Origin of the sequence: Ensifer sp. ENS07 (genome assembly GCF_014852185.1) — a bacterium.
GTDB classification, from domain to species: Bacteria; Pseudomonadota; Alphaproteobacteria; order Rhizobiales; family Rhizobiaceae; genus Ensifer; species Ensifer adhaerens.
This window is the reverse complement of record NZ_JACVBE010000002.1, coordinates 1001517-1027558: the sequence shown is the minus strand read 5'-3', so window position 1 is coordinate 1027558 and position 26042 is coordinate 1001517. Positions and strand designations below refer to the sequence as shown.

The window sequence follows — 26042 nt, the reverse complement described above, 5'->3', positions numbered from 1 at the left end:
AAAAAGCTTTCGCTTGCCCGCGGCCGTTAATCACGCGCTTCGTTACCGTTAACTGCAATGGTGGCCGGAGATCGCGTCAAAGTTCGGCCCGAATCTGGCCGGACCTCATGCACAACTGCAGGTCGACGTCGGGGATACGCCAATGAACGCACAGCATCGCAATGGCATGAGTATTGTCAGGTTTGTCGGGAGACATTGTGGCGGACGCCGCATTCGGGGAGGTGCGGCCGTCATTCGCACGGCTGCGCTGGTGCCTTTGTTTGCGGGGCTCGCCGCCTGCCAGAGCGCCCAGGTCATGGAAACGGGGTCTCTATCCTCCTACAAGGATTTCGTTGCCAGCGACGGGATGGTGACCAAGACGAAGTACCGGGTGGATTCTGCTGCCACCAAGAACGTCAAGACGGTGCATGTGATCCCGACGACCTTTGCCGCCACCGCGGATCTCGACAAGCTCGGGGATCCGCAAAAGAAGCTGGTGGCCACGGCGATCGACCGGTCGCTCTGCGAAGCCCTGAGCGAGCAATTCGACGTCGTGCCGATCTCCAAGCCCGCCGACATGGCGGTGCGCTCCGTGATCAGCAAGGTCAAATCGACCAATGCAGTCGTCGCCGGCGTGTCGACCGTCACCTCGGCCGTCGCTCCGATCCCGGTTCCGCGCATTCCCATCGGCCTTGGAAGTCTCGCGGTCGAGGCGGAGGCATTCGACCCGATGGGCAAGCAGATCGCCGGGCTGGCATGGGCGCGTGGCGCCAACATCCTCACCAACGGGTCCCGCGCCTCGACGGCCGCCGACGCCTTCGAGCTTGCAGGCGACTTCTCAAGCGACTTCAGTGCGCTGCTCGAAAAATCGGGTGACCCGATGAAGTCCGATTTTGAGCTGCCGTCGATGAAGAACGTCAAGAACAGCGTCGCCTATGCCGTCACCGGCAAACCCACCGATCCGGATTGCGCCGTGTTCGGCAAGGGGTCCGGTCTCGGCGGCATCGCCGGCGGCGCGCTCGGCCTGCCGCCGGAATGGTCGGAGAAGAAGAACGAGGCAAAGTCGATTGCTGATGGCACGACCGGAAGCGGTCCCACGGCAGGCGGGGCGAAGGGAAATGCAGCCAAGGGAAGCGAGCCCAAAAAGAACGGGCCGGCGGCAAGCGGGTCGAAGAAAACCTAGCGTCCCAGTCCGTGTCTGTGGCACGTCGGATCGAGGGCGGCGCCTGGCGCCGCCCGTCCATGTTACCGCCCGGTCAGTACTGGCGGACGCCGCCGAGCGACTGCAGCAGGGCGCGGTAAGCCCAGGTGTTTTCGCCGCCGCGGTCGCGGATCTCGACGAGTTGCACACGCGCTTCCTCGACGCGGCCCTGTTCGATGAGCGCCTGGCCCATGTAGGAGCGGGCGAGGATGTAGTTCTCGTCGGCCTGGAGCGCGCGTTTGTAGTACTGCATGCCGAGTTCCATGCGCCCGGCCTTGCGGTTGGCATAGCCGAGGTAGTTGAGCACCCGGGCGCTCCGCTGGTCCTTGACGGCGCCGAGCACTCTGATCGAATTTTCATATTGGCCGGCATAGGCGAGTTCGCGGGCCGCCTGGAACAGGATATCGTCGCCAAGGTCGCTCTTCTTGGCGTCAACGCAGGCCTTTTTCTTGGCGTCCCACACCTTGCCGTCGGTGCATTCGCTGGTCGTCTTGGTTTTCTTCGGCGGTTCGCTCGTATCCTCGCCGGCGGCCATCACCGCATGCGCCATGAAGCTGGTTGCCCCGGCGGCGAACAGGGCGAAAACGAGGTTCTTGTGGTTCATCATGCCATCTCCCATTGCTGGCGCATGACCGCGAAAGCCTCGCGCTGTTTCAAACGACTGCGTGTCCTGCATTCGCGCAGAGGCGGGCGCGCTGCCATGCGGCGGCGCACCGGAGTATGACGCAGCAGGGCCGGGGTTTATTCGCCGGGCGATGAATTTTCTGCGGAGGGAGGCTGCGTTCGGCTAGAAGCGCGTGGTTTCGGCGAGCGACACCGTGGTGGCATCGTCGTTCAGGGCGTAGCGCTCGCGCGTCAGGTGCCAGTTCCCGGCTTCACCGGCGACGGTGAACAGGTTGTAAGCTGCCGGCGGCTTGTGGCCGCCAGGACCTTGCGAGGCCGAGGCGATGCCGACAACCGGGACAGGGGCATGCTGGCCCTTCAGCCAATAGACAGTGTTGAGGTGCGTGTGGCCGTGGATCACGAGTTCCGCGCCGCCGGACGAGATCGTCGCAGCAAAGCGGCGAATGCCGATCATGCGCTTGTGCATCGAGGTTGCGCCGCGGATCGGCGGATGGTGGATCATGACGATTCGGAAGAGCCCGGCTTCGCCGGCTTGTCTCAGCAGATTGACGGTGGCGCGGGCCTGGCGCTGGCCGAAATAGCCGCTGGCGGCAAAGGGCGGGGTCGCAACGGCGGTCGAGCAGCCGATCAGCGCCACCGGGCCGCGCACGCGCATGTAGGGAAAGCAGCGGTGCCGGTCATGCCAATGCGCCGGCGCATCGTCGCCGCGCATATAGGGATACCAGGCACGGGTGGTCTTCTCGTAGGCGCCCGGAACATAGGCGTCGTGGTTGCCCGGAACGACGGAGATGTTTTCCGGCTTGCCCGCATCCTCCAGCCATTCGGTGACCGCCTTGATCTCGAGCGAGGAGGCGAGATTGACGAGATCGCCCGTCATCGCCAGATGGTCCGGATCCTTCTTCTCGATGTCGGCCAGCAGGGTGTCGAGCGTACCGGTGAAGAGATGGCGGCTGCGGTTGCGGTGCCAGTTGACGAAACCGGTGATGCGCTTGGAAGCGAGTTCCCTGAGGGATAGCTCGGGCAAGGGCCCGAGGTGGACGTCGGAAATATGGGCGAGTTTGAACATCGACCCCGTCTAGCGCATATTCCGGCCGAGGGGAATCAGGTCGCCCGATGAATCGCGTGTGGCCGGGACGAGGAAGGAAAAAACGCCTGGAACAGGATCGGCCACCGGAGATGCGGCGCTGGTATCTCCGGCTGCTGATGTGGCTTGCGCATGGCTACTACGCTGTTGCACGCGGCATGACGATGGGTGTGCGGGCGGCCTGTTTCGATGGCGAGGGCCGCGTTTTCCTCGTCCGCCACTCCTACCTGCCGGGCTGGCACCTGCCGGGCGGGGGGCTCGACCGCGACGAGGCCTCGATCGACGGCTTGCTGCGGGAGTTGCGCGAGGAGGGGAACCTCGAAGTTTCGGCGCCACCGGTGCTCGTCCAGGTCTACTACAACAGGCGCACGAGCCGCCGCGACCACGTCGTCTTCTACCGCTGTGACGGTGTCAGCCAGAGCGCGCCGAAAACGCCCGATCTCGAGATTTCCGAAAGTGGCTTCTTCGCACTGGACGCGCTGCCTGACGACACCACGCCGGCGACACGCCGCCGGCTTGCGGAACTTGCCGGCGACGTCGCAATCGATCGCTACTGGTAGCGATCGATTGCCCGTTTCATTGCGGGCTTACAGCGCCTCGCGTCCGTGCGGGGCGGTGAGGTCGAGCACCGGGCCCACCGGCACGACGCCGGTCGGGTTGATGGTCGTGTGGCTGCGGTAGTAGTGCTCCTTGATGTGGCGCATGTCGACCGTCTCGGCCACGCCCGGCACCTGATAGAGTTCCCGCAGATACCCTTGGAGGTTCGGATAGCCGGCGATCCGGCGGATGTTGCATTTGAAATGGCCGACATAGACAGGATCGAAGCGCACCAGCGTCGTGAATAGCCGCCAGTCGGCCTCGGTGAGGCGGCTGCCGGTGAGGTAACGGCGCGAGCCGAGGCGCTCTTCCAGCTTGTCCAGCCGGGCAAAGAGTGCCGTCACACTTTCCTCGTAGGCGGATTGCGTGGTGGCAAAGCCTGCCTTGTAGACGCCGTTGTTGACGTCGTTGTAGACGTCGGTGTTCATCGCATCGATCTCGCCGCGGAGCTCTTCCGGATAGAAATCGAGCGTCGAGCCGGTCAGGCCATCGAAGGCGGAGTTGAACATCCGGATGATCTCGGAGGATTCATTCGAAACGATGGTGTTCTGCTTCTTGTCCCAGAGGACGGGCACGGTCACGCGGCCGGAATAGTTGGCATCGGCGCGGGTATAGACCTGCCACAGCGCCTTCGAGCCGAAGAGATGATCGCCGGTGCCGATGCCGCCGTCCTTGAATTCCCAGCCCTGGGTGAGCATCAGCGGATCGACTACGGAAACGGAGATCAGGTCCTCGAGCTTTTTCAGCTTGCGGAAGATCAGTGTACGATGGGCCCATGGGCAGGCGAGCGAAACATAGAGGTGATAGCGATCGGCCTCGGCCTTGAAGCCGGCGTCGCCGCTCGGGCCGGCCGACCCGTCCGCCGTCACCCAGTTGCGGAACTGCGAAGCGCTGCGCTTGAAGTGGCCGTTCGTTGCCACCGTGTCGTACCAGACGTCCTGCCAGACGCCATCTACCAACCTGCCCATCGGACAAACTCCTTCGTGATCGTTGCGTCAATAGATAGCGCTTCCAGCGACATTCGATAGGTGGCGAAATCGGAACAGTGCGTTTTAGGCTTTGACAGAGGGCAAATTTCTGCTATCGGCGATTTCACAACTTTTTTCGTGTCTGGAAGAATCCGCACAGATGATGTTCTCGGGAAACCTGCGACGACGCTGATGCTGCCAACGCCCTCATCGGGCGAAGCCATCCCTATGTCTGTTCGCATGCCTGGTTTCTCGATCTCATGAAAAAGCACGATCTCGTCTATCTGACCGAAGACGCGTCCCATGACGCAGCCATCGAAATCATCAACGAAGAAGCTTTCGGCCCCGGCCGGTTTGCCCGGGCGGCCGCGCGCATCCGCGAGCAGGGGCCGCATGACCGGTCGCTGTCCTTCATCTGCGCCGACAATGGCGAGACGATCGCATCGGTCCGGATGACGCCGGTCATGGCGGGCTCGATCAAGGGCCACCTGCTCGGACCGCTCGCCGTCAGGCCGTCGCACAAGAACCAGGGCATCGGCCGGGAACTGGTGCGTATCGCGGTCGAGGCGGCGCGGCGCAAGGGCTCACACGCGGTGATCCTTGTCGGCGATCCGCCCTATTACCAGCCGCTCGGCTTCGAGAAGGTGCGTTACGCGGCACTCGAGTTCCCTGGGCCGGTCGACCCGGCGCGGGTGCTCGTCGTGCCGATGGCAGAGGGTGTGCATGCCGGACTTGCCGGCGTTATCTCCTGGCGGGATGATAGGCTGATGCAGGCGGAGCCGATTGCGTTGCCGCTGGCCGTCTGATCCCGGACCTTATCGCGCGACGAGCGATTTCTTCAGAAACACCCGGGTTCGGCCAACAGGGAAATCCGGCAGTTCACCGAAGGCCGCATAGCCCTGACGCTCGTAGGCGCGCAGGGCCTGCGGGTTGAAGGTGTCGATCCAGGCGCTGTGGCAGCCGCGATTGCGCGCTTCGTCCTCGGCCGCCTGGAGCAACTTGCCGGCAAGCCCCTGTCCGCGAAGACCTTCCGGTAACCACAGCCATTGCACGAATAGCCAGCCCCAGCCGGTGTAGCCGTTCAGGCCGCCGCGGGCTCCCTGTGCCTCGGGGCCGCCGACAAGGACGGCGAGGGGGCGTCGCTCCGACGGGCCGACGTCGGCGGCGTTGAAGGCTGCAAGACCGTTGCCGATTGCTTCGATCGCCTCGGGCGGCGGGGCGTCGGTGACGACGAACATCGGCCTTTACCTTTCGACACGGCGCATGCTGAAGACATCCAGGCGGTCTTCGCCGACATCCGTCTCGTCGAGCTGCCAGCCGAGACGCTCGTAGAAGGCGCGCTTGCCCGAGAGGGCGCAAAGATGCACGGCTTCGGCGCCGGTATCGAGCGCCGCCTGCGCTGCCTTCAGCACGATGTCGCCGCCGATACCTGCCCCGCGGAACGGCGGATCGACCCAGACGGCAGCGACCCACGGCGTGAGATCCGGTCGCTCCTCAAGATCGGAGGCGATGACCGAGGCGGTGCCGACGAAACGGTCGCCGGCATGCGCCACCAGACACAGCGGCTCGGCATCTTCGGCAAGGCTCGCCTGAAGCAGGCCGGCAATGTGTTCCAGCGGGAAGCCGTGCGGCTCCCACCAGGCGCGCCAGACGCGGTCGGCCACGGCATCGAAGAAATGCGGTGCGTCGCGAAGGTCGCTGACGACCATGGTGCTGTCGCTCATCGTCCCTCGCGATACCAGGTGGCGGAAATCAGCAGCAGCAGCGCCGCAAGACCAAGGAAGCCGGTAAACAGCGGCACTGAATTGACGCCCTTCAGCACGGTTTCGTCGGTCATGCGGATCGAGAGCCGCTGGTCGTCTGCCGCTCGGATCGAGCCCCTGACCGGCAGAACCGTAGGCAGGTCGAGCGGTCCATCGGCACTTGCGAGGCGCCGCACGATGCCCTTGGTCTTTTCCGCCCAGGGACGCAGCTTGTCCTCGGTCGAGATCGCGGCCTTGAATTCCGGAGCGTTGGGGTCGCCGACATGGGCAAGAGCCGTGAGCTCCCCGTTCGACATCTCGAACAGCCCGGTTTCCGTGGTGGCGACTTCGGCCGAGTAGAGGCCCGGCTGGCGTTCGGTCAGCTTGACGTCCTGCTTCCCGCCGGAGGGAGCGACCAGCGTCACCGGACCCGGATCGCCATCGATCGTCTGGCGGGTGATTTCGAGTGTCCGGCCGCGTGCGCGTGCCGTTAGCGCCTCTTCTTCGAGCGAGGGCTCCTGCATCAGCCAATGGGCGGTGCGGCGATAGAGTGACACGTGGGGTCCGCCGCCTTCGAAGCCGCGAGCCCAGAGCCAGCCCTGATCGGAGAGCAGCATGGCGACGCGGCCCTTGCCGACACGGTTGAGCACCAGCAGCGGTTTGCCGTCGGCCGCTTCCATGACCGTATGGCCCTGCGGTCGGTTGACGTCCACGGTGCGGAACCAGCGGCCCCAATGCGGCGGCTCGCTGTCGGAGCCTTCCAGACCCCGGGTCACCGGATGCTTCTTTCCTTCCTCCGACAGGCGCGGGAAGAAGGCCTTTTCGTTCATGACGCCCGTCGGCGCGGCCGGCAGCACTGCCTCAAGCGGTGTCGCTGCAATCGAATCGTCGCCGGCATGTTCGGGACCTGCCGCGATCAGCAGCGCGCCGCCGTTCTCCACATATTGCGCGATGTTGTCGTAGTAGAGGATCGGCAACAGACCGCGGTGCTGGTAGCGGTCGAGGATGATCAGATCGAACTCGTTGATCTTGTCGACGAAGAGTTCGCGCGTCGGAAAGGCGATCAGCGATAGCTCGTTGATCGGTGTGCCGTCCTGCTTTTCCTGCGGACGCAGAATGGTGAAATGTACGAGATCGACGGCCGCATCGGATTTCAAGAGGTTGCGCCAGGCGCGTTCGCCGGCATGCGGCTCGCCGGAGACCAAGAGCACGCGCAGGTTCTCGCGAATGCCGTCGAGCACGTGGACCGCGCGGTTGTTGGCCGTCGTCACTTCGCCCGGAACGGCATCGACGGCGAATTCGAGCACGTTGTTGCCGCCGCGCGGAACGTTGAAGGCGAACGGCACGTCCGTGCCGGGCTCGGCCCGCTCGCGGGCGATCTCGTTGCCGTTGAGGCGGATCGTGACTTCGGCGCTGCCGCCGGGTGCCGCCCCGTCGTCGACCACCCGGAACGAGAGCTTCTGTTCCTCGCCGACGATGCCGAAGCGCGGCGGGTTGATCAGTTCGACACGCCGGTCGAATTCATCGGGCTTGCCGGTGATCAGCCCGTGCACGGGCGCGTCGAAACCGAGCGCGCGAGCGACATCGGGCACATCGTGGATCTGGCCATCGGTGACGAAAATGGCGCCGCCGATGCGCGCCGGGGGAACGTCAGACAGCGAGGAGGCAAGCGCGCCAAAGAGATTGGTCGACGGCGAGACATCTGCCGGATCGGTGTTTGCCTCGATGATACGCGGCTCGATCAGCGGTATGGCCGCCAGCCGTTCCTTCAGGCCCTCGACGGCGCGATCGGTCTGCGCGGTGCGGTCGCCGTTCTGCTGGCTCTGGCTGCGGTCGACGACGACGGCGACGATGGTCGAGAGTGGATCGCGCAACTCCACGAAAATGGAGGGGTTGGCGATCGCCAGTCCGAGCGCCGCGAGTGCGGCCAGGCGCAGCCAGGCGCCGCGCACCTTCTGCCAGAGGCCAAAGGCGATGAACAGCGCCGCGATTGCGAGCAGCGGGACGAAGTAGATCCACGGGATCAGCGGGGCAAAGCCATAGGTCATCGATCGGCCCTCACTGTCCAAGCCTTTGCAGAAGGTCCGGCACGTGAACCTGATCGGCCTTGTAGTTGCCCGTCAGCATATACATCATGATGTTGACGCCGGCGCGGTAGGCATATTCGCGCTGCATCTCGTCCGGCGGCACTGTCGGCAAGAGCGGCGCGCCGTTGACGTCAACGGCCCAGGCACCGGCAAAATCGTTGCCTGTGATCATGATCGGCGTGACGCCGTCGCCGCCGCGCACGGGGCGATTGCTGCGGTCTTCGTCGCCATTGGGGGCGGCCTCGACCCAGAGCTGGCTTTCCGCATAGCGCCCGGGGAAGTTCGAAAGCAGATAGAAGGCCTTCGTCAGCACGTGGTCGGAGGGCACCGGCTCCAGCGGCGGAATGTCGAGCCCGCTCAGCATCGCCTGCAGGCGCTGCACGTTGGGACTGTCGCCGGCGTCCGACGGTGTCAGCGAGGAAAACTGGTCGCGCGTGTCGAAGAGCACGGTGCCGCCGTTGCGCATATAGGCGTCGATCCGGCTCATGACCCGGCTGCTTGGCATCGGAGCGGTGGCCGAAACCGGCCAGTAGATGATCGGATAGAAGGCCAGTTCGTCCTGTTCGAGGTCGACGCCGACGGGCGCTCCTGGTTCGAGCGCCGTCCGGTAGGTCAGATAGTTGCTGAGGCCGATGAGGCCCTGTTCGGAGAGGCGGTCGACCTCCTGCTCGCCGGTGATGACGTAGGCGAGATGGGTCGTGTCCAGCCGCTGCAGCGTCTGCTCGTCGCTCGGCTGGCTGTCCTGCGCATGTGCGATCGCCGGGGCGAGAGCGGCTACAAGGCCGAGCGTCGCAAGGCCAAGGGTTGCGACCAGTGCCGCGGCCGCGGCGCCGCGGCCTGCGCGCCGGCGCAGCCCGGCAAGACCGCCGGCCATGTAGAGAACGATCAGCGTATCGAGGACGAAGAGCGCCAGCGCCAGCCCGAAGAGGTAGGGTCGGATCGAGAAGGGCCGGGCGCCCTCCAGTCCTTCGGCCCGCGCTCCGACGAGATTGCCTGCAATCGGGGTGAGCTTGCCGCCGTCAGGCAGCAGATTGTTGGCGACGAAACCTTCCTCCGAGCCGTAGAGGCCGGGGGGCGTGTCGGCGGAAACGGTGGGCGCGATGCCGGGTGCGATTTCGAGCGGTCGAGCGCTGCCGGTGTCGCCGGTCAGTTCGCCGCGGGCGCTCACCAGGCGATAGGGGGGCAACGTCTGCGCCTTGCTTGGCTGATCGCCGGCAACGCCGCCGGCGCGCGACAGCTGGATGGAGCGGCGCAGCATGTCGACGAACGAGCCGGAGATCGGCAGGTTCGACCAGTTCGGATCGGCGCTCACGTGGAAGAGCACGATGCGGCCGCGGCCGCGCTCGGCGGTCGTCACCAGCGGTGTGCCGTCGGCGAGGTTGGCCCAGGTCCGCTCCGTGAGATCGGGTGTCGGTTGCGCCAGCACCTGGCGCTTTACCAGGACGTCACGCGGGCGTTCCAGTCCGGCAAAGGGGCTCGAGGACGGATAATCGGCAAGCGGCTGCGGTTCCGACCAGGAAAGCGCGCCGTCGAGCGTACGCTCGCCCTGCCGGAGCACGACCGGTACGAGCGGGTCGTCGGCGGGCGCGCCGGCGAGCCTCGGGCCGGCGAAGCGCACCAGCATGCCGCCATTTTCCAGCCAGCGCGTGACCAGCGGGTAGCTTTCGTCCGGCAAACGGCCGACGTCGGCCATGACGAGGATCGACGGATTTTGCGCCAGAAGCTCGGCGATTGCCTTCCCGACCGCCTCTTCGCGGGGTTCGATCAGGTCGGCATGCGGCTCGAGCGCGCGCTTGATGTAGTAGAGCGGCGAAAGCAGCGGCTGCGACTGATGAACCTCGCCGCTGAGCAGCGCGACCCGGCGGCGGCGGTTGCCGTCGTCGAGCAAGTGCAGGCCGCCGGCCGTCGCCTGGCCCTCGATCGTCAGACGTGCGAAGTCGTTGCGCAGCTCGAAGGGCGCCTTCAGCAAGGCATCCGCCGTCGTGGCGCCCGTCGCGAAGCGAAGCTCGCCCTCGGCGATCGCCGTGCCGCGAATGTCACGGGCAAGCACGTAATAGGCGCGTGGCTCGCCGAGCGGCAGGCGCGAGGCGGTAACCCGCATTCCGTCGTTTTCGTTGGTCGCTGCCGTCAGTGCGATGGCGCTTTCCGCATTGCCCTCGACCCGGCGGACATTCGTAGCGCCGAGCTCTGCGATCTGCTGCATCGTCCCGCCATTCGACGCTTCGATGCCGTCGCTGAGGAAGGCGAGGGTGCCGGGCGGAGAGCCGGCAAGCGCGGCCTTCATGGCAGCGAGTGCCCGCTCTCGGTCGGCCGGCAGCGGTTGCGGCTGGGCGGCGGCCAGGCGGTCGCGCGCCGCGGCGGCGGAAGCGGGCGTCGCGTCGTGCTGGCGGTCGGTGGTAAAGACGATCGAAACGGGAAGCTCCTTGGCTTCCGCGTCGTCGATCAGCGCACCGGCGGCTTCGACCCGCTGGTTCCAGTCGGAGACCGTCGCCCAGCTATTGTCGATGACGAGGGCAAGCGGACCGGCTGACGAAAGCGTGTTCTGCCGCGGGTTGATCACCGGATCGGCGATCGCAAGGATAAGGGCGGCGGCCATCAGCATGCGCAACAGCGTCAGCCACCACGGGCTTTGCGCCGGGGTCTCCTCACGCTTCATCACCGACGCGAGGATGCGCAGCGGCGGGAAGACTTCGGCCGACGGCCTTGGCGGCGTCATGCGCAGCAGCCACCAGATGACCGGCAGGGCAACCAGGGCGGCAAGGATGGCCGGATTGGTGAAGAGGAAGGCGAGGCCGCTCATAGCTGGCCTCCGTGGGTCGCGCGTCCCGGCATGCCGGAGAGATAGGTGTGCACGGCGACGAGCGCCTCGGAGGCGGGCCGGTCGGTCTTGTGCGGGGTGAAGGTCCAGCCGAGATGGCGCAGCGTCACGCCCAGCGTGTCGCGGCGGCCAATATAGGCGCGCTGATAGTCTTCACGCAGCACTTCGGCGCGGCCGGCGGTCAGCTTCTCGCCGGTCTCCGGGTCGGTGAATTCGGTCCGGCCGGAATAGGGAAACACTTCTTCGGCCGGGTCGGCGATCTCGACCACATGGCCGCGCAGGCCGCGTCTGGCCAGCGGGCCGAGGCGGTCCATGATCTTTTCGGCAGGATCGAGAAAATCGCCGATCAGCACGAGGTCGCTGGCGCTGCGGATCATTCCGGTTTCCGGCAGGCCCTCGGCAAGTGGGCTCAGCATGATGGCGGTCGCCAGCCGTTCGGCGGCGTTGCGCGCCGAGACCGGCTCCATGATGCCCGGGCAGCCGATGCGCTCGCCCGAGCGCGCGAGGATTTCGGCGAGCGCCAGCATCAGTACCAGCGCACGGCTCTCCTTGGACACGGTGCCGAGCTTCGACTTGTACATCATCGACGGCGAAAGATCGGCCCACAGCCAGATGGTGTGGGCGGCTTCCCATTCGCGGTCGCGCACGTAGGTATGGTCGTCACGGGCAGAACGCCGCCAGTCGATGCGCGACATGCTCTCGCCGTCCGAATAGGGCCGGAACTGCCAGAAATTCTCGCCGATGCCGCGCTTGCGCCGGCCATGCCAGCCGGAAATTACGGTGTTGGCGATCCGTCGCGCCTCGACCAGGCAATCGGGTACGAGCATGGCGCGCTGCTGCGCTCGTGAAAGCACTTCACTGGCGGGAGTACGCGAGACTATGTGCCCGACGGTGGCCATGCGTCAGCCTCTGGCCTGCTTCACCAGATCGGCGACGACGTCGCGCACGGTCATGCCTTCGGCGCGGGCGGCGAAGGTCAGCGCCATGCGGTGCTGAAGCACCGGTTCGGCCAGCGCCAGGATATCGTCGATCGAAGGCGCCAGACGGCCGTCGTAGAGCGCGCGGGCACGGGCGCAGAGCATCAGCGCCTGGCCGGCGCGCGGGCCTGGACCCCAGGCGACGTTCTTGTCGGTCGCGGCATTACCGTTGCCCGGACGGGCGGAGCGCACCAGCGAAAGGATCGCGTCGACCACCTTTTCGCCGACCGGCATCTGGCGGATGAGGCTCTGGATCTGCAGCAGCCGGGCGGCATCGATGACCGGGTGGGCGGTCGCTTCGCCGACACCTGTGGTTTCGAGCAGGATCTGCCGCTCGGCCGTGAGGTCCGGATAGCCGACGTCGACCTGCATCAGGAAGCGGTCGAGCTGCGCCTCGGGCAGGGGATAGGTGCCTTCCTGCTCCAGAGGGTTCTGGGTCGCGAGCACATGGAAGGGCGCCGGCAGGTCCTTGCGGGCGCCGGCAACCGTGATGTGGTACTCCTGCATGGCCTGCAACAGTGCCGATTGGGTGCGCGGCGAGGCGCGGTTGATTTCGTCGGCCATCAGCAACTGCGTGAAGATGGGGCCGGGAATGAAGCGGAACGAGCGATGGCCGGCCCCGTCCTGGTCCATCACTTCGGAACCGAGAATATCCGACGGCATCAGGTCGGGCGTGAACTGTACGCGGCTGGAATCGAGCCCCAGCACGGTGCCGAGCGTGGCGACGAGCTTCGTCTTGGCAAGGCCGGGAACGCCGACGAGCAGCGCGTGACCGCCGGAGAGCACCGCGAGCAGGGTCTGCTCGACGACGCTTTCCTGGCCGAAGATGACTTTGCCGACTTCCGCACGCACCCGGGCGATTTCACCCAGCGCACTTTCGGCCGCAGCGACAATCGCCTTCTCGTCGATCGCGTCAGCCGCGCCCTTCATCACACTCATGGTCATACTCCCCGGTCGCCCGTTGTTAAACCGAATCGCCCCTACAGCGCCGCGCGTCCTTATAGAGCGCGCCAGGCTCGCTGTAATATTGAGCCGCCGCATGACGCCTGTCCTTAGATCGATCCCGATTCAAGGAATCATGCGGTAGCCTGGATTTCAGTCGCCAAAATCCAATTTAGACCCTGCCGGACGGCTGACAAGTCGGCGCCGACGCACTATCTCGTGAGATATCAAAGGTCTCGATGCAAAATCGAGGTCAAACGGGACGGAACAATGGCAGAAGCCGAAATTCAGCAAACCGGCGATGCGGCCGGACTGGCGGCCCTGATTGCGCGTGCCGCCGGGCAGACCGGCGAAAAAGCGCGCGGCCTGCCACCGGTGGACCGCTGGAATCCGCCGTTTTGCGGTGACATCGACATGGAGATCCGCGCCGACGGAACCTGGTTCTATCTGGGCACGCCGATTGGCCGGCAGCCCTTGGTGCGGCTGTTTTCCACCGTTTTGCGCAAGGACGAGGATGGGCGCACCTATCTCGTCACGCCTGTGGAAAAGGTCGGCATCCGCATCGTCGATGCGCCTTTTGTCGCCGTCGAGATGAGCGTGACCGAGGGGAAGGAGGGGCAGGTCCTGACCTTCCGCACCAATGTCGGCGACGTGGTCGAAGCCGGGCCGGAGCATCCGCTGCGCTTCGTCATCCATGGCGAGAACCGCGAGCTGAAGCCTTACCTGCACGTGCGAGGGCGGCTGGAAGCCCTGGTGTCGCGGCCGGTCATGTATGACATCGTCGAGCTCGGCGAGACGGTTGCGATCGACGGCACCGAGATGTTCTGCGTGCGCTCGGGCGGTGCGGTCTTCCCGATCATGCCGGCAGCCGAGCTGGAAGCGCTTTCCCGATGAATGCGCATCCCTTCTCAGCCGACGAGTTTCGTCGTCGGGCGCTGACCCAGATGGGTGGGCCGATCGAGACCTCCTGGCGCGAGCACGGCGACTTCCTGCTCAATCCGGGCATCGTGCCCTATCTGGAGACGCTGAAGCTCAAGGATGCCGCGGTCCTGGTGCCCGTTGTTGATGATGGCGACGATGCGACGGTTATCCTGACGCAGCGCACCACCAGCCTGCGCAAGCATTCCGGCCAGGTCGCCTTTCCGGGCGGTGCCGTGGACCCCGAAGACCGGTCGGTCGAAGTGGCGGCGTTGCGCGAGGCGCAGGAAGAGATCGGGCTCGATCCGCGCTTCGTCGAAACCATCGGCCGGCTTCCGCATTACATGGCCATGTCCGGTTTCCGCATCACCCCGGTGCTGGCGGTGGTCAAGCCGGGTTTCGAACTGGTTCCCAACCCGGAAGAGGTCGAAAGCGTCTTCGAGGTGCCGCTGTCGTTCCTGATGAACCCCGGCAATCACGATCGCGGCAGCGGGCACTGGCAGGGCGAGGAACGGCATTTCTACCGGATGCCCTATGGCGACCGCAACATCTGGGGTATCACCGCCGGAATTCTGCGCATGCTCTATGAAAGGCTTTATGCATGACCTCGGTTGCTGGCGAAGGCTGGTTCTCGACGCCTTCTCTGCGTCGCGTTTTCGATGTGCTCAATGTCGACGGCGGCGAAGTCCGGGTCGTCGGCGGCGCAGTGCGCAACAGCTTGATGGGCTTGCCGGCCGGCGATATCGACATGGCGACCACCTGGCGCCCCGACGAGGTCGCCGAGCGGGCGAAGGCGGCCGGCATCAAGGTGGTGCCGACCGGCATCGACCATGGCACGGTGACGCTCGTCATCGACGGCACGCCCTATGAGGTCACGACGCTTCGCCGTGACGTTGCGACCGATGGCCGCCGTGCGGAAGTGGCCTTCGGCACCGACTGGAAGGCCGATGCCGAGCGGCGGGACTTCACCATCAACGCACTCTACGCCAACGACCGCGGCGAGGTCTTCGACGATGTCGGGGGGCTCGCCGACATCGAAACGCGGACGCTGCGCTTCATCGGCGATGCCAGCGAGCGTGTCGCCGAGGACTATCTGCGCATCCTGCGCTTCTTCCGCTTCTTCGCCCATTACGGCCGCGGCCGGCCGGATGCCGACGGCTTGCGTGCCTGTGCCCGTGCGCGCTCGAAGCTTGCAACGCTTTCGGCCGAGCGGGTCTGGGCGGAAACGAAGAAGCTGCTTTCGGCCGATGATCCCGGCCGCGCGCTGCTTTGGATGCGCCAGGCCGGCGTGCTCACCGAAATCCTGCCGGAAACCGAGAAATGGGGCATCGACGCAATCCCGGAACTCGTTGCCGCCGAGCGGGCCTTCGGCTGGAAGCCGGACCCGCTTCTGCGCCTTTCCGCGATCGTGCCGCCGGATGAGGAGCGTCTGGAGGCGATGGCAGAGCGTCTGCGTGTCTCGAAGGCGGAGGCTGCCTATTTCAGCCGCTGGGCGAAGGCGCCTGCGGTCCCGGCGACGATCGTCGACACGGCATTCGATCGGTTGCTCTATCGTAATGGCGTGGAAGGGATCGTTGTAAGACTGCGACTGGCGCTCTCAACAGCGCGGCGCAAGTCGGAAGGCGACCCGGCGTTTTTGTCCGAGACCGCTTCGCTGCGGCGGCTCCTGGCACGGGTCGAGGCCTTCAAGCGGCCAAGCTTCCCGCTGAATGGCGGTGACGTCCTGAAAGCCGGCGTGCCGGCCGGCCCGCGTGTGGGGGAAATCCTCGGCGAACTCGAAAATCTCTGGATCGAGCGCAACTTCAATCTCGACCGGGCAAACCTCGTCGCCCGGCTCGAAGCCATGGTGCAGCCGTCCTGATCAGGCCGCCTTGGCCGGACGGCTTAAGCCGCCTTGGCCGGACGGCTAGGCCGCCTTGGACTCGTCGGTGATCCGGGCCTTGATGTTGTCGATCATGTTTTCGCGGATGACGGTCTCGCCATGCGTTTCACGCATGTGGTCGACGACGCGGCGCACGATTTCGGCATCGTTGTCGGCGCGGGTGTGCCATTCGCAACCCGGGACGAGGGAACCGCATTCAAACAGGCGCATGGTTGCTTCCTTCCCTGTGTAAGTTTGATGCGAGAGCGCGGCGCGCCGGTCGGGCGACCGCACGGTCAGAGTAGCATCAACCCCCGGCACGGCCAATTGTTCCCGCCGAACGCGCGACAAGAAACCGTTATAGACAAGCGGGCCGATGGTGTTATGGGTTTGCGGTAACAAGAGACGCAAAGGCCCTTTTGCCCATGACCTCCACCGTTCAATCGGAACTGATTGCCGCCATCCGGAACATTCCTGACTATCCGAAGCCGGGCGTGATGTTTCGCGATATCACCACGTTGCTCGGCAATCCGCGCGCCTTCCGCCGCGCGATCGACGAACTGGTGCATCCCTATGCCGGCACCAAGATCGACAAGATCGCCGGCATCGAGGCGCGTGGCTTCATCCTCGGTGGTGCGATCGCGCATCAGCTCTCGTCGGGATTTGTGCCGATCCGCAAGAAGGGCAAGCTGCCGCACGACACCGTACGTATCGCCTACAGCCTGGAGTATGGCGTCGACGAGATGGAGATGCACAAGGATGCGATCCAGCCGGGCGAAAAGGTGATCCTGGTCGACGACCTGATCGCGACCGGCGGCACGGCGGAAGCGGCCACCAAGCTCTTGAAGCAGATGGGCGCCGAGATCGTCGCCGCCTGTTTCGTCATCGACCTGCCTGAACTCGGCGGGCGCAAGAAACTCGAAGCGCTCGGCGTCAATGTCCGCACGCTGATCGAGTTCGAGGGCCACTGATCGGTCGTTGCGGGATGGGTGCGGAGAACCGCGCCCTTCCTTTGGCCTACATGCGGTTGATCGTCCGCAGCATCAATTGCACTTCGCGCTGGGCTGCCGGCGACAATGTCTCCACTTCGGTGAGCCAGAATTTTTCGGCTTCCGGCGGCTCGTCTTCCCAGCTTCTCACCGATGTTTCGTTATCATCGATGACGACGCGACGGTGACCGCCAAGACGCAGATATTCGTCCGCCAGTTCGCGGGCGTGGGTTTTTTCCATAGCCGCTCCTCCGCTAGCAATGGTCGCTGCCCGCAAGCCGCTTGAGCGCGGCCAAGGGCGCGCAACCTTTATCCCGAGAGTGTACACCCGGCGAAAGGCGATTTTAAGAAATGATGGTGTTTGGCCGGTTTCGTCCGGTCAGACGAACTCGATGACCTTGCTCTCGAAACGGATCACCGCTTCGCCGTGCTGGTTTTCGCCTTCGCACAGGATCGTGTTGACCCGCCAGCCGGGCTTTGAAGCAAGCGACCGGCTTTCAAGAAACGTGACGAAGTAGGTGACCGTGTCGTCGGCATAGACGGGCTTCAGCCATTTCAGGTCACGAAATCCGGGCGAGGGGCCGAGGTTCGGCGCCTTCAGGCCTTCGGCGGCAAGCCGGCGTTGCTCGTTTCGCCAGAACTTGACGAAGCACTGCATCCACCCGGCGCAGGTATGCCAGCCCGAGGCACAAAGGCCGCCAAACAGCGAATGCCGCGCCGCTTCCGCATCGAGATGGAAGGGTTGGGGGTCGAAGTCGGTGGCAAACCGGATGATGTCCTCGGCCGTAAAGGTCAGGCTGCCGATCACGGTCCGGCTCTTGGCCGCGTAGAATTCTTCCATCGTCATCATCAGGCTTTGCCCTTGTCGCGGCAGCGAAAGAGAACCGAGCATTCGGAAACCGCCACGGGTTCACCGGCCTGGTTATTGATTTCGTTTCGGAATTTGACGATGCCGAGATCGGGTTTCGACCTCGAACGGCGCGCCTCCAGCACAATGCTGAAGCCCGAGAGCACGTCGCCGGCAATGACCGGCCTCCTCCAATCCATGAAATCGATGCCGGGCGAGCCCTGGGACGTGGAGTTTCCCATGAAGGCGTCGAGCATCATGCGCATGCCGATGGCGCTGGTGTGCCAGCCGGAGGCGGCGAGACCACCAAGAATGCTGCGTTTTCCCGCTTCCTCGTCAAGGTGCATCGGCTGCTGATCGAATTCGTTGGCAAACGCGATCATCTCCGGTGGCTTCATCTCGACCGGCTTGTAGTCGAACCGCCGGCCTTCGGAAAAATCCTCGAAGTAGAGCATGCTTGCCTTGTCCCGTCTGATTTGTTGCCGCATTACCTACTGCATAATCTCCGGAAGCGGAATCGATTTGAGCGGAGATGCGCAACATCGCAGGTCGCTCGCGACGTTTCGCGGTTGCGCTTGGCTCTTGTCCATGCAACCAGCTGATAATCCGTCCCATCCGCTCGTGTCTTGACTGAGGAAAGCGCGTGACCGAACTGAACAGAGCGCTCGCGGGCGCAGCCGAAAAAGGCATCATATCCGCGCATCAGGTGCGCGATCTCGAAGTCTATCTGGCTGATCGCGGCTTCCGTTTCGGACCGGCGGCATCGGATGCCGCGGTCGACAGGGCCGACGCCGCGCTCGATGCGCGGGCGGCGGAAGACAGCGAACAGCCGCGCTTTATCAGAGGCTTTCACGACATCCTGATCACCATCGGCATCGTGGTCGTGCTCATCGGCCTGTGGGGCCTGACCGGTCCGCTTGCAACGCTGCCGGTCATTCTCGTGCTTGCGGAAATTCTCGTGCGGCGCCAGCGTCTGGCGCTGCCTTCGGTGGTGCTGACGCTCGCGCTCGTCCATTGGGTCGCAATGACGTCGATGTGGCTGGTGGACGATCATGAGGACACCTGGCACCCGCTTACCTTCACCCTGGTCTACGTTGCGACCTTCCCGATCCCGCTGGCGCTGTTCTACTGGCGCTATCGCGTTCCGCTTGCGCTGGCCGGTCTGGTGCTGTCGATCGCGCTCACCTGCGTGGTGGCGGTCCTGCTCGCATTCGAGAGGGCCCTCGGTATCGACGTGGCCAACCCCGATTACGTCCTGCTGCTTCCATTGACCCTGCTCGTCGGGGCACTGGCTGTCTTCGCGATCGCCATGCGCTACGACGTTTCGGACCCGCAGCGGCTCACCACCCGTTCGGACATCGCCTTCTGGCTGCATCTCGCAGCCGCGCCGGCTCTGCTTTACTCGCTGATGGGACTGGTGTTCCTGGTCAATGGCGGTGCAACGTGGTGGGACGGACAGGCGAGCTTCAATCAGGCCGCTTCCGCCATTGTGATCGTCGCCGTGTTCATGCTGGTCGGGCTCGTCATCGACCGCCGCGCCTTCGTCACATCGGGGCTGTTGTCGCTGGGCGGCGCGATCTGGACCGTGCTGAGCAAGACCAATGCATCGCTCGACAGTTACGTCTTCATAGCCTTGGCGGTCGTCGGGGTAACGGTCTTGTTCATCGGCATTTTCTGGCAGCGGCTGCGCCGCATGGTCATCGACCTCTTGCCGGAAACGATAACGGCGCGGTTGCATGCCGCGCCGTAGTATCAAGTTCTGATGTGCTCCGATCCCGCGCCTTGAGTGCGGGATCAGACCGACAGGTCTTACGTGTTGAAGCGGAAGTGGATGACGTCGCCGTCCTGGACGACGTATTCCTTGCCTTCGTCGCGGGCCTTGCCGGCTTCCTTGGCGCCCACTTCGCCGCCAAGTGCGATGTAGTCTTCAAAGGCAATGGTGTTGGCGCGGATGAAGCCGCGCTCGAAGTCCGTGTGGATGACGCCGGCGGCCTGCGGAGCCTTGGTGCCGCGCTGGATTGTCCAGGCGCGCGTTTCCTTGGGGCCGACGGTGAAATAGGTGATGAGGTCGAGCAGCTTGTAGCCGGCACGGATCAGTCGGTCGAGACCGGCTTCTTCGAGACCGAGCGCGCTCAGGAACTCCTTGGCTTCTTCTTCCGGCAGCTGCGCCACTTCCGACTCGATGGCAGCGGAGATCACGACGCTTTCCGCCCCTTGCGCCTTGGCCATTTCGGCCACCGCGCGTGTGTGTTCGTTGCCGTCGACGGCATCGCTTTCCGCGACGTTGCAGACATAGAGGACCGGATGGGCGGTCAGGAGGTTGAGACCCTGCAGGATGCGCAGTTCTTCGGCATCGAGCGTCGAAAGCAGCGTGCGGACCGGCTTGCCGTCCTGCAGAAGCTTCAGCGAGGCTTCCATGATCGGAAGCTGTGCCATCGAATCCTTGTCCTTGCCGCCGGCGCGCTTGCGGGTCTGCTCGGTGCGGCGCTCGAGGCTGTCGAGGTCGGCGAGCATCAGCTCGGTCTCGATCGTCTCGGCATCGGCGACCGGATTGATGCGGCCTTCGACGTGGGTGATGTCGTCATCCTCGAAGCAGCGCAGCACGTGAACCACGGCGTCCACTTCGCGGATGTTGGCGAGGAACTGGTTGCCGAGGCCTTCGCCCTTCGATGCGCCGCGCACCAGGCCGGCGATGTCGACGAAGGAGATGCGCGTCGGGATGATTTCCTTCGACTTCGCGATGTCGGCCAGCTTGCGCATGCGCGGATCCGGCACCGCCACTTCGCCGGTGTTCGGCTCGATGGTGCAGAAGGGATAGTTGGCCGCTTGCGCCGCTGCCGTCTTGGTGAGTGCGTTGAAGAGCGTGGACTTGCCGACGTTCGGCAGTCCGACAATACCGCATTTGAAGCCCATGGGGTCTCGTCCGTATCTTAAAATTCCGTTGGCGTGGCTATGCGGGAAGGGCGCTCCCCGGTCAAGGGCGCAGGCCCTGTTCACGGTAAATAAGGGGTCGAGGCCGTTGAACGCGTGCTCTTCGGGCCGCATATGCGCTCGGATTTTCGCCGGCCCTGTTCGGCGGCCAAGAAATTGAGGAGCCCCGCATTGATCGACCAGAAGTTCTTGTTTCCGCGCGTGCCGGTTGCCGTCGTCGATATTGGCGACACACTCGAGGCGCTGTTGATCCGCGCGACGCTCGAAAGCATGGGCGCCGTCGTCACGCTGCATCTGCCGGGGACACCAGGCGATTTCCTGACCTTGCTCGCTGGCGGCGAGCTCGTTCACCAGCACCTGATCATTTCCGGCCACGGCGACGAGAACGGCTTCGTCTTTGGCGAATACATCGAGGAAATCGACACCTCGATGCTCATCGAGGGCAGCCTGCCGCCCGCCGTTATCGCCGAACATGCCAGGCTTGACGGCAAGATCGTGCTCAGCACCTGCTGCGAGACCGGTGGCAAGCGCTACGGCGATGCCTTTGTCAAAAAGGGAGGGGCGGCCCTCTACGTTGCGCCTGACGGCTCGCCGGAAGGAGCGGACGCGCCGCTTTTCGTGCATTGCTTCTTCCATGCGCTGCTGGCGCGCAAGCAAGAGGCAAGGGCGGCGCTGGAAAAAGCCCGCTCCTATGACGAAGCAGCAGCGATGTTCGTCGGCCATTGGGGGAGGCGCTGATCTCCGCCTGCGTCCGTGCGCTTGCTTTTGCTTGATCGGCACCTGCGCCCGTAGGATAGTGCGCCTTCGGCGCCAGTGCGTCTGACGGTGCGCCGAGGCGGTTCTGCCCCGCGGTGGTGCCGGCCAATCTGTCATCAACGGGGTGGTTCCGATGAGTGACAACGAGGTTGCCAGAAAAGTCAAAGTGAGGGTGAAGCCGAAGCTCGATCGGCCGAAGCTTTACAGGGTCATGCTGCTCAATGACGATTACACGCCGCGCGAGTTCGTCGTCGGCGTGCTCAAGGCCGTGTTCCATATGAGCGAGGAGGCGGGCTACCGGGTGATGATGACGGCCCACAAGATGGGGAGCTGCGTGGTGGTCGTCTGCGCCCGCGACATCGCCGAAACCAAGGCCAAGGAAGCAACCGATCTCGCCAAGGAAGCGGGTTTCCCGCTGCTTTTCACCACCGAGCCGGAGGACTAGCAGGCCTCATGAATAGTTGGCGGCGGCCGGGGAAATGCCCGGCGGCCATCGGCCTGCCTCATGGCTTCCTGTGCAGGCGAAGCGGCTTGCTCGCTTCGCGCTCGATCGTGCCCTTGGCTTCGAGATCGAGCTGTACAGCCTTTAGCCACCAGCCCGCCTTCGCTCCGCCGGGGAAAAGGTCCTGCGGCAGCAAGGGCAGAAGCTGCTCCTTCGCGTCCGCCACGGTCAGGCCCGGTGCTGAGGGCGGCAGCACCGCGAGCAGGGCTTCACGCATCGCCTCGTATTTCATCCGGTCGACGCGGTACTTGTGGCCGGGCGAGACGATGTTTTCGATCTCGATCTTCTCAGCCTGGGATGCCATTGGCCTCGCCTTTCACATAGTCGATCTTCGGCGCCTTGAATCCCATCGCCGCCCAGGCGGTCAAAAGCCGCCACATGAAGCGGCCCGAATGTGTCTTGTAGCTCGGCAGCGTGTCGGCAAACTCGACGCCGGCCTTGCGATCCTTCGTCATCGTGCGCATTTCGAGCGGCGGCTGTTCGTCCCGGGCAAAACGCTGGTTGTAGACGCTCAGCCAGTGACCGCCCTTGAATTCCAGGAACATGGCCGAGTTGCAGCAGCTGGCGATGACCCGGCGCGTCGGCGCTTCCGGCGTCAGCCGGTGTTCGCGCAGAAGGTCGCTGCCCCTGACGCAGCGGATCCGGTCCTTGCGGTAGAGCGCAAACCGCGTCGAGCCGTCGGCTTCCATGACCGGCGACGCCTCCGGCAAGGCCTCGAAACGCTCGCCGGCGGTGCGGCAACTGGTGCAGTAGCAGGCGGCGCCGACGATCGGCTCGCCGGCGGCTTCAAAGGCAACTAACCCGCAGCGGCAGGCGGCAATGCGATGTCTTTCCTGTGGTTTGGCCATGGCCATCTCCTGATCCGACTTCACTAACTAGACTGGACCGTCCAGTTTGATTTGTCAATCCGACTGGCCTATTCTGTAAGCCAAGTGATTTGGTGAGATACGGCAGGGGGAGGGCAGGTTTGAGCAATGGCGCAAAGACGCGCATGGAGCGCACCCGCAAACTGATCGTGGCTGCAGCCAGTGATCTCTTTCTCAAGCACGGCTTTCTCGGCACCAACATGGACGAGATCGCCGCGACGGCGGAGGTGTCGAAGCAGACGGTTTATTCCCATTTCCAGAACAAGGAGGCGCTGTTTCTCGAAGTCGTGCGCAGCATGACGGGGGGAGCAGGCGACGAATTCCAGGAGCAGGTGGCCGATCCCGATGGCGACGCGCGGATCGAGGACTTCCTGCTCGACTATGCCACGCAGTTGCTGACGATCGTGATGACGCCGCGGCTGATGCAGGTTCGCCGTCTCGTCATCGCCGAGGTGGAGCGGTTTCCGCAGCTTGGCGAAGCGCTGCACGAGCGCGGGCCGATGCGCTCGATCCGGCGGCTGGCGGTCGCCTTCAGGCGCTATGGCGAGAAGGGCGACATTCGGGTGAAGGACGCCGAGGTCGCCGGCGGGTTCTTCAACTGGCTGGTCATGGGCGGGCCGGTAAATGACGCCATGCTGCTCGGAGACAGCGCCATTCCGACGCCGGAGGTGCTCCGAGCCCATGCGTCGGAGGCGGTGCGGATCTTTCTGGCGGCCCATAGGCCCGGGTGATGGATGGATACGGACTGTGCTCAGGCGCGCCGCCTTCACGGCAAGTGGGCGTCCCACCATTTGAGCACGCGCATCGCCTTGAGCGTCACCCACCGCGAAGGGGCGTCGACCCCGTCATCGACGTCGAACCACACGCCTCCGGCGGGGCGCCAGTCGAGCGGCCATGCGCCGTTTTCGAGCCGCCTCGAACGCAGATGGCCGATCGCTTCGCTGAGCCGTGGATCAGGTGCCGCACCGCAAAGGAGCGTCGCGGCGCGAAAGTAATCGAGCGCCCGCAGGATGTCGTATCGCCAGCGGCTCGGGTGGCAGAGGCACAGGAAGCGTTCGTCGGCGGCTTTGCCCGTGCTCAGGCGGCGGAAGAGATGGCGCTTGAGCAGATAGTCCTCGCCGGCCCGGCGCGCCGCCTTGGACTGTGGCGTGCCACCGGTCGCCCTTTCGAACGCAAGCAAGCCTTCGAGCACGTTGATGGTGGTGGCAAAGGAGGACCGGAGCGAACCGTTTGCCCGTTCGCAGTTCCAGCCGCCATCGGCCTGGGCCTCGCCGACGAGCCTGTCGACGATCCGCGAAACGTCGACGCCGAAATAGGCGCCGTCGGCAACGGTGCGGCCGTTGATGCACTCCTCGACTTCGCCTTGCCAATAGGGCTGGCCGCCTTCGTCCCAGCGCGAATTGGCGCCGATCAGGTCGACGGTTCGTCGGGCCCGATCGGACGAAGGGTCGAGACCGAACTCCCGCAGCTGCGACAGCGAAAAGCACGTTGCCGTCCAGGGCTGGCCGTGCTCGGTCCACTCGTGCGCGTCGAAACCGGCGGGAATGAAGGCGCCTGCCGCCCATTGCCCATCGTCATCCTGATGCGAGAGAAGCCTGGCGCCCCAGCCTTCGGTCTCCACCTTGGCCCGTTCGGCATTCCATAGGGAATCTGGGGCGTCCAGCAGGTCGCGCATCACCTGCCAGCGAATTGCGGGATCCGATGCGAGAAGCCAGTCAATCACCGGGTCGGTCACGGGCGTGCTCCAGGCTTGTGCCATCGGGTCGATCTGACCCGTTTCGACTGGACAAGCTAGGGCGCGTTCCGGATTGGGGAAGCTAGTCGTTCTTCGAGCCGAACATCTTCTTCAGCATGTCGGCCATTGGGCCGGTTGCCGGCAGCTTCTTCGGCTGGGCGGAATTGCGCGCCTGGCGGATATGTGATTGCGCGCCCTGCTTCTTCGGGCCTTCAGCCTTTTCCGCCTCCGGCTTGCCGCCGGTGGCAAGCGCGATCTTGTTCAGAAGCTGGGAATCCTCGCCGCGCACCAGCATGTCGGCATTGTCGGCGATGGCGTCGAGCAGGGGCACCAGCCAGGCCTGGTCGGCCTTGGCGAAATCGCCGAGCACATGGGCATGCACCAGATCCTTGACGCCGGGATGGCCGATGCCAAGCCGCATGCGGCGATAGTCCTTGCCGCAATGGGCGTCGATCGACTTGATGCCGTTATGCCCGCCATGGCCGCCGCCAACCTTGATGCGCGCCTTGGCGGACGGCAGGTCGAGTTCATCATAGATGACGGTGATGTCCTTCGGCTGCAGCTTGTAGAAGCGCATGGCCTCGCCGACCGCTTCGCCGGACAGGTTCATGTAGGTCTGCGGTTTCATCAACAGAACGCGCTCGCCGCCGATGTCGCCCTCGGCGATCTCGGCCTTGAACTTCTTCGACCAGGAGGAAAAGCTGTGCCGGCGGTGAATGACGTCAACCGCCATAAAGCCGATATTGTGCCGGTTGGCGGCGTATTTCGAACCTGGATTGCCAAGCCCTACGATGATCAACATGGTGCTGCGCATTCATGATTTCGGGGTGATGCCATCCAAAAACACCGCGCCCCCCGGAAGTCAACGCCTATTTCTCCGCCTGCAGGCTGGCATTGGGCTTGAGCCCATATTGCTTGAAGATCACATCCTGGGTGCCGTTGCCGATCAGCCGGTCGAGTTCGTATTGCATGGCGGCGACGATATCGCGGGGAAAGTCGCGATGGCAGGCGATGCCGTAAAGCTTGCCTTCCAGCACGAGCGCCGCCTCTATCGGTTTGCCTTCGCTGCGCATGCTTTCGAAGGTCTTCTCGGACGTCATCAAAAGATCGACCCGGCCGGCGAGCAGCTTTTTCAGGCTGGAGTCGAGATTGGCCGCATAGTCGATCTTGGGGAAGCGGTGCTCCTTGAGATAGGACGCCGAAAAATCCTCGCGCTGCGTGCCCACGGTATATTGGTGCGCGTCCTCCAGCGATGCCGGCGCGATGGCGGATCCGGCCTGCCGGACCATGACCATGTGGTCGATCAGCAGCGGCTCGACCCACTGGAAGTTTCGGTCGCGCTCGGCGTCGTGGCCGGTGGTGAAAACACAATAGGCGGGATCGGTCTCGGCCAGCATGAAAGCCCGCGCCCAGGGTAGAACCTCGATCGTATAGGGCAGCTTCAGGCGCTCCATGATGAGCTTGACCTGGTCGACGGCCGCACCGCTCGGGCCGGCCCCGGTCGAAAAGTTGTAAGGCGGATACTCCTCGGTGACGAACTTGATCGTCTGAGCCTCGGCCGTCGTTGCAAGACCAAGGAATAATGCTGCGATCAGCGCCTTCACATCTTTTCCTCCTC

30 protein-coding genes are annotated in these 26042 nt (G+C 64.5%); 11 read left to right on the top strand and 19 right to left on the bottom strand.

Going from position 1 to position 26042, the window contains the following annotated elements; translation table 11 throughout:
* Positions 1-142 precede the first annotated feature (142 nt).
* A complete protein-coding gene (locus tag IB277_RS12180; protein ID WP_110819309.1) occupies positions 143-1162 on the top strand; it encodes a DUF3313 domain-containing protein in 1020 nt (339 codons plus the stop codon).
* Between the two features lie 73 nt (positions 1163-1235).
* Here IB277_RS12180 and IB277_RS12175 read toward each other — a convergent pair whose 3' ends face one another.
* Both IB277_RS12175 and IB277_RS12170 read right to left on the bottom strand, forming a co-directional pair.
* Entirely contained in the window at positions 1236-1784 is a 549-nt protein-coding gene (locus IB277_RS12175; RefSeq protein ID WP_090298542.1) for a tetratricopeptide repeat protein, read from the bottom strand.
* Positions 1785-1967: 183 nt separating this feature from the next.
* The gene (locus IB277_RS12170) at positions 1968-2870 is read right to left on the bottom strand and encodes a metallophosphoesterase (protein ID WP_034788848.1); all 903 of its coding nucleotides are present in this window, start codon (positions 2868-2870) and stop codon (positions 1968-1970) included.
* 110 nt (positions 2871-2980) lie between these two features.
* Between IB277_RS12170 and IB277_RS12165 the strand changes: the two genes are divergently transcribed.
* Positions 2981-3448: an NUDIX domain-containing protein gene (locus tag IB277_RS12165; RefSeq protein WP_110819308.1), complete on the top strand. Its 468-nt coding sequence runs from the start codon at positions 2981-2983 to the stop codon at positions 3446-3448.
* Between the two features lie 27 nt (positions 3449-3475).
* Here IB277_RS12165 and IB277_RS12160 read toward each other — a convergent pair whose 3' ends face one another.
* The gene (locus IB277_RS12160; RefSeq protein ID WP_192371000.1) at positions 3476-4453 is read right to left on the bottom strand and encodes a glutathione S-transferase family protein; all 978 of its coding nucleotides are present in this window, start codon (positions 4451-4453) and stop codon (positions 3476-3478) included.
* A gap of 260 nt (positions 4454-4713) precedes the next feature.
* On the opposite strand from IB277_RS12160, the gene IB277_RS12155 reads away from it, so the two are divergent.
* On the top strand, positions 4714-5259 hold the full coding sequence (locus tag IB277_RS12155) for a GNAT family N-acetyltransferase (RefSeq protein WP_034788838.1): 546 nt from the start codon (positions 4714-4716) through the stop codon (positions 5257-5259).
* Between the two features lie 9 nt (positions 5260-5268).
* Here the strand turns inward: IB277_RS12155 and IB277_RS12150 are convergent, their stop codons facing one another.
* From IB277_RS12150 to IB277_RS12125, 6 genes are read right to left on the bottom strand one after another with little or no spacing between them, the layout of a single operon-like run.
* Positions 5269-5691, bottom strand: coding sequence for an N-acetyltransferase (locus tag IB277_RS12150; RefSeq protein WP_060606701.1), 423 nt, complete (start codon positions 5689-5691; stop codon positions 5269-5271).
* Between the two features lie 6 nt (positions 5692-5697).
* On the bottom strand, positions 5698-6177 hold the full coding sequence (locus IB277_RS12145) for a GNAT family N-acetyltransferase (RefSeq protein WP_181432613.1): 480 nt from the start codon (positions 6175-6177) through the stop codon (positions 5698-5700).
* On the bottom strand, positions 6174-8243 hold the full coding sequence (locus tag IB277_RS12140; protein ID WP_110819306.1) for a hypothetical protein: 2070 nt from the start codon (positions 8241-8243) through the stop codon (positions 6174-6176). The genes IB277_RS12145 and IB277_RS12140 overlap by 4 nt, the downstream gene beginning before the upstream one ends.
* Before the next feature lie 10 nt (positions 8244-8253).
* Positions 8254-11082 (bottom strand): DUF4159 domain-containing protein, encoded by a 2829-nt coding sequence (locus IB277_RS12135; RefSeq protein WP_110819305.1) that lies wholly within the window; start codon positions 11080-11082, stop codon positions 8254-8256.
* Positions 11079-11999 (bottom strand): DUF58 domain-containing protein, encoded by a 921-nt coding sequence (locus IB277_RS12130; RefSeq protein ID WP_034788827.1) that lies wholly within the window; start codon positions 11997-11999, stop codon positions 11079-11081. The genes IB277_RS12135 and IB277_RS12130 overlap by 4 nt, the downstream gene beginning before the upstream one ends.
* A gap of 3 nt (positions 12000-12002) precedes the next feature.
* Positions 12003-13016 (bottom strand): MoxR family ATPase, encoded by a 1014-nt coding sequence (locus IB277_RS12125; protein WP_034789050.1) that lies wholly within the window; start codon positions 13014-13016, stop codon positions 12003-12005.
* Positions 13017-13289: 273 nt separating this feature from the next.
* Between IB277_RS12125 and IB277_RS12120 the strand changes: the two genes are divergently transcribed.
* The 3 genes from IB277_RS12120 to IB277_RS12110 are packed head-to-tail and all read left to right on the top strand — an operon-like array spanning position 13290 to position 15798.
* Positions 13290-13913: a DUF1285 domain-containing protein gene (locus IB277_RS12120; RefSeq protein WP_090298457.1), complete on the top strand. Its 624-nt coding sequence runs from the start codon at positions 13290-13292 to the stop codon at positions 13911-13913.
* Positions 13910-14542 (top strand): CoA pyrophosphatase, encoded by a 633-nt coding sequence (locus tag IB277_RS12115; protein ID WP_060518728.1) that lies wholly within the window; start codon positions 13910-13912, stop codon positions 14540-14542. Before IB277_RS12120 ends, IB277_RS12115 begins: the two co-directional genes overlap by 4 nt.
* Entirely contained in the window at positions 14539-15798 is a 1260-nt protein-coding gene (locus IB277_RS12110) for a CCA tRNA nucleotidyltransferase (protein WP_090298460.1), read from the top strand. The genes IB277_RS12115 and IB277_RS12110 overlap by 4 nt, the downstream gene beginning before the upstream one ends.
* Positions 15799-15843: 45 nt before the next feature.
* Here the strand turns inward: IB277_RS12110 and IB277_RS12105 are convergent, their stop codons facing one another.
* Positions 15844-16029, bottom strand: a complete 186-nt coding sequence (locus tag IB277_RS12105; RefSeq protein ID WP_034788815.1) for a DUF1059 domain-containing protein — start codon at positions 16027-16029, stop codon at positions 15844-15846.
* Positions 16030-16223: 194 nt separating this feature from the next.
* Between IB277_RS12105 and IB277_RS12100 the strand changes: the two genes are divergently transcribed.
* On the top strand, positions 16224-16769 hold the full coding sequence (locus IB277_RS12100) for an adenine phosphoribosyltransferase (protein WP_034788812.1): 546 nt from the start codon (positions 16224-16226) through the stop codon (positions 16767-16769).
* Positions 16770-16815: 46 nt separating this feature from the next.
* On the opposite strand, the gene IB277_RS12095 is transcribed toward IB277_RS12100, so the two are convergent.
* From IB277_RS12095 to IB277_RS12085, 3 genes are all read right to left on the bottom strand, one after another.
* Positions 16816-17028 carry a hypothetical protein gene (locus IB277_RS12095; protein ID WP_060518722.1) on the bottom strand — a complete coding sequence of 71 codons (213 nt, stop codon included), beginning with the start codon at positions 17026-17028 and terminating at the stop codon, positions 16816-16818.
* A gap of 138 nt (positions 17029-17166) precedes the next feature.
* Positions 17167-17637: a MaoC family dehydratase gene (locus IB277_RS12090; protein WP_089045006.1), complete on the bottom strand. Its 471-nt coding sequence runs from the start codon at positions 17635-17637 to the stop codon at positions 17167-17169.
* The gene (locus IB277_RS12085) at positions 17637-18089 is read right to left on the bottom strand and encodes a MaoC family dehydratase (protein WP_090298545.1); all 453 of its coding nucleotides are present in this window, start codon (positions 18087-18089) and stop codon (positions 17637-17639) included. Before IB277_RS12085 ends, IB277_RS12090 begins: the two co-directional genes overlap by 1 nt.
* Before the next feature lie 188 nt (positions 18090-18277).
* On the opposite strand from IB277_RS12085, the gene IB277_RS12080 reads away from it, so the two are divergent.
* Positions 18278-19384, top strand: a complete 1107-nt coding sequence (locus IB277_RS12080; RefSeq protein WP_063894946.1) for a hypothetical protein — start codon at positions 18278-18280, stop codon at positions 19382-19384.
* 59 nt (positions 19385-19443) lie between these two features.
* Here IB277_RS12080 and ychF read toward each other — a convergent pair whose 3' ends face one another.
* Complete coding sequence (ychF, locus tag IB277_RS12075; RefSeq protein ID WP_034788804.1) at positions 19444-20547, bottom strand: redox-regulated ATPase YchF; 1104 nt, start codon at positions 20545-20547, stop codon at positions 19444-19446.
* A gap of 189 nt (positions 20548-20736) precedes the next feature.
* On the opposite strand from ychF, the gene IB277_RS12070 reads away from it, so the two are divergent.
* Positions 20737-21303 (top strand): hypothetical protein, encoded by a 567-nt coding sequence (locus tag IB277_RS12070; RefSeq protein WP_034788801.1) that lies wholly within the window; start codon positions 20737-20739, stop codon positions 21301-21303.
* A gap of 151 nt (positions 21304-21454) precedes the next feature.
* Positions 21455-21766, top strand: coding sequence for an ATP-dependent Clp protease adapter ClpS (gene clpS, locus IB277_RS12065; protein ID WP_034788786.1), 312 nt, complete (start codon positions 21455-21457; stop codon positions 21764-21766).
* Between the two features lie 58 nt (positions 21767-21824).
* On the opposite strand, the gene IB277_RS12060 is transcribed toward clpS, so the two are convergent.
* Positions 21825-22127 (bottom strand): hypothetical protein, encoded by a 303-nt coding sequence (locus tag IB277_RS12060; protein WP_034788781.1) that lies wholly within the window; start codon positions 22125-22127, stop codon positions 21825-21827.
* The gene (locus tag IB277_RS12055) at positions 22111-22671 is read right to left on the bottom strand and encodes a GFA family protein (RefSeq protein ID WP_244546798.1); all 561 of its coding nucleotides are present in this window, start codon (positions 22669-22671) and stop codon (positions 22111-22113) included. Before IB277_RS12055 ends, IB277_RS12060 begins: the two co-directional genes overlap by 17 nt.
* A 119-nt stretch (positions 22672-22790) precedes the next feature.
* Between IB277_RS12055 and IB277_RS12050 the strand changes: the two genes are divergently transcribed.
* A complete protein-coding gene (locus IB277_RS12050) occupies positions 22791-23420 on the top strand; it encodes a TetR/AcrR family transcriptional regulator (protein WP_244546799.1) in 630 nt (209 codons plus the stop codon).
* Positions 23421-23455: 35 nt separating this feature from the next.
* On the opposite strand, the gene IB277_RS12045 is transcribed toward IB277_RS12050, so the two are convergent.
* From IB277_RS12045 to IB277_RS12035, 3 genes are all read right to left on the bottom strand, one after another.
* Positions 23456-24448: a squalene cyclase gene (locus IB277_RS12045; RefSeq protein ID WP_090298463.1), complete on the bottom strand. Its 993-nt coding sequence runs from the start codon at positions 24446-24448 to the stop codon at positions 23456-23458.
* 58 nt (positions 24449-24506) lie between these two features.
* Positions 24507-25226, bottom strand: a complete 720-nt coding sequence (gene pth / locus IB277_RS12040; RefSeq protein WP_034789041.1) for an aminoacyl-tRNA hydrolase — start codon at positions 25224-25226, stop codon at positions 24507-24509.
* A 67-nt stretch (positions 25227-25293) separates the two neighbouring features.
* On the bottom strand, positions 25294-26028 hold the full coding sequence (locus IB277_RS12035; protein WP_090298466.1) for an ABC transporter substrate-binding protein: 735 nt from the start codon (positions 26026-26028) through the stop codon (positions 25294-25296).
* Positions 26029-26042: the final 14 nt, after the last annotated feature.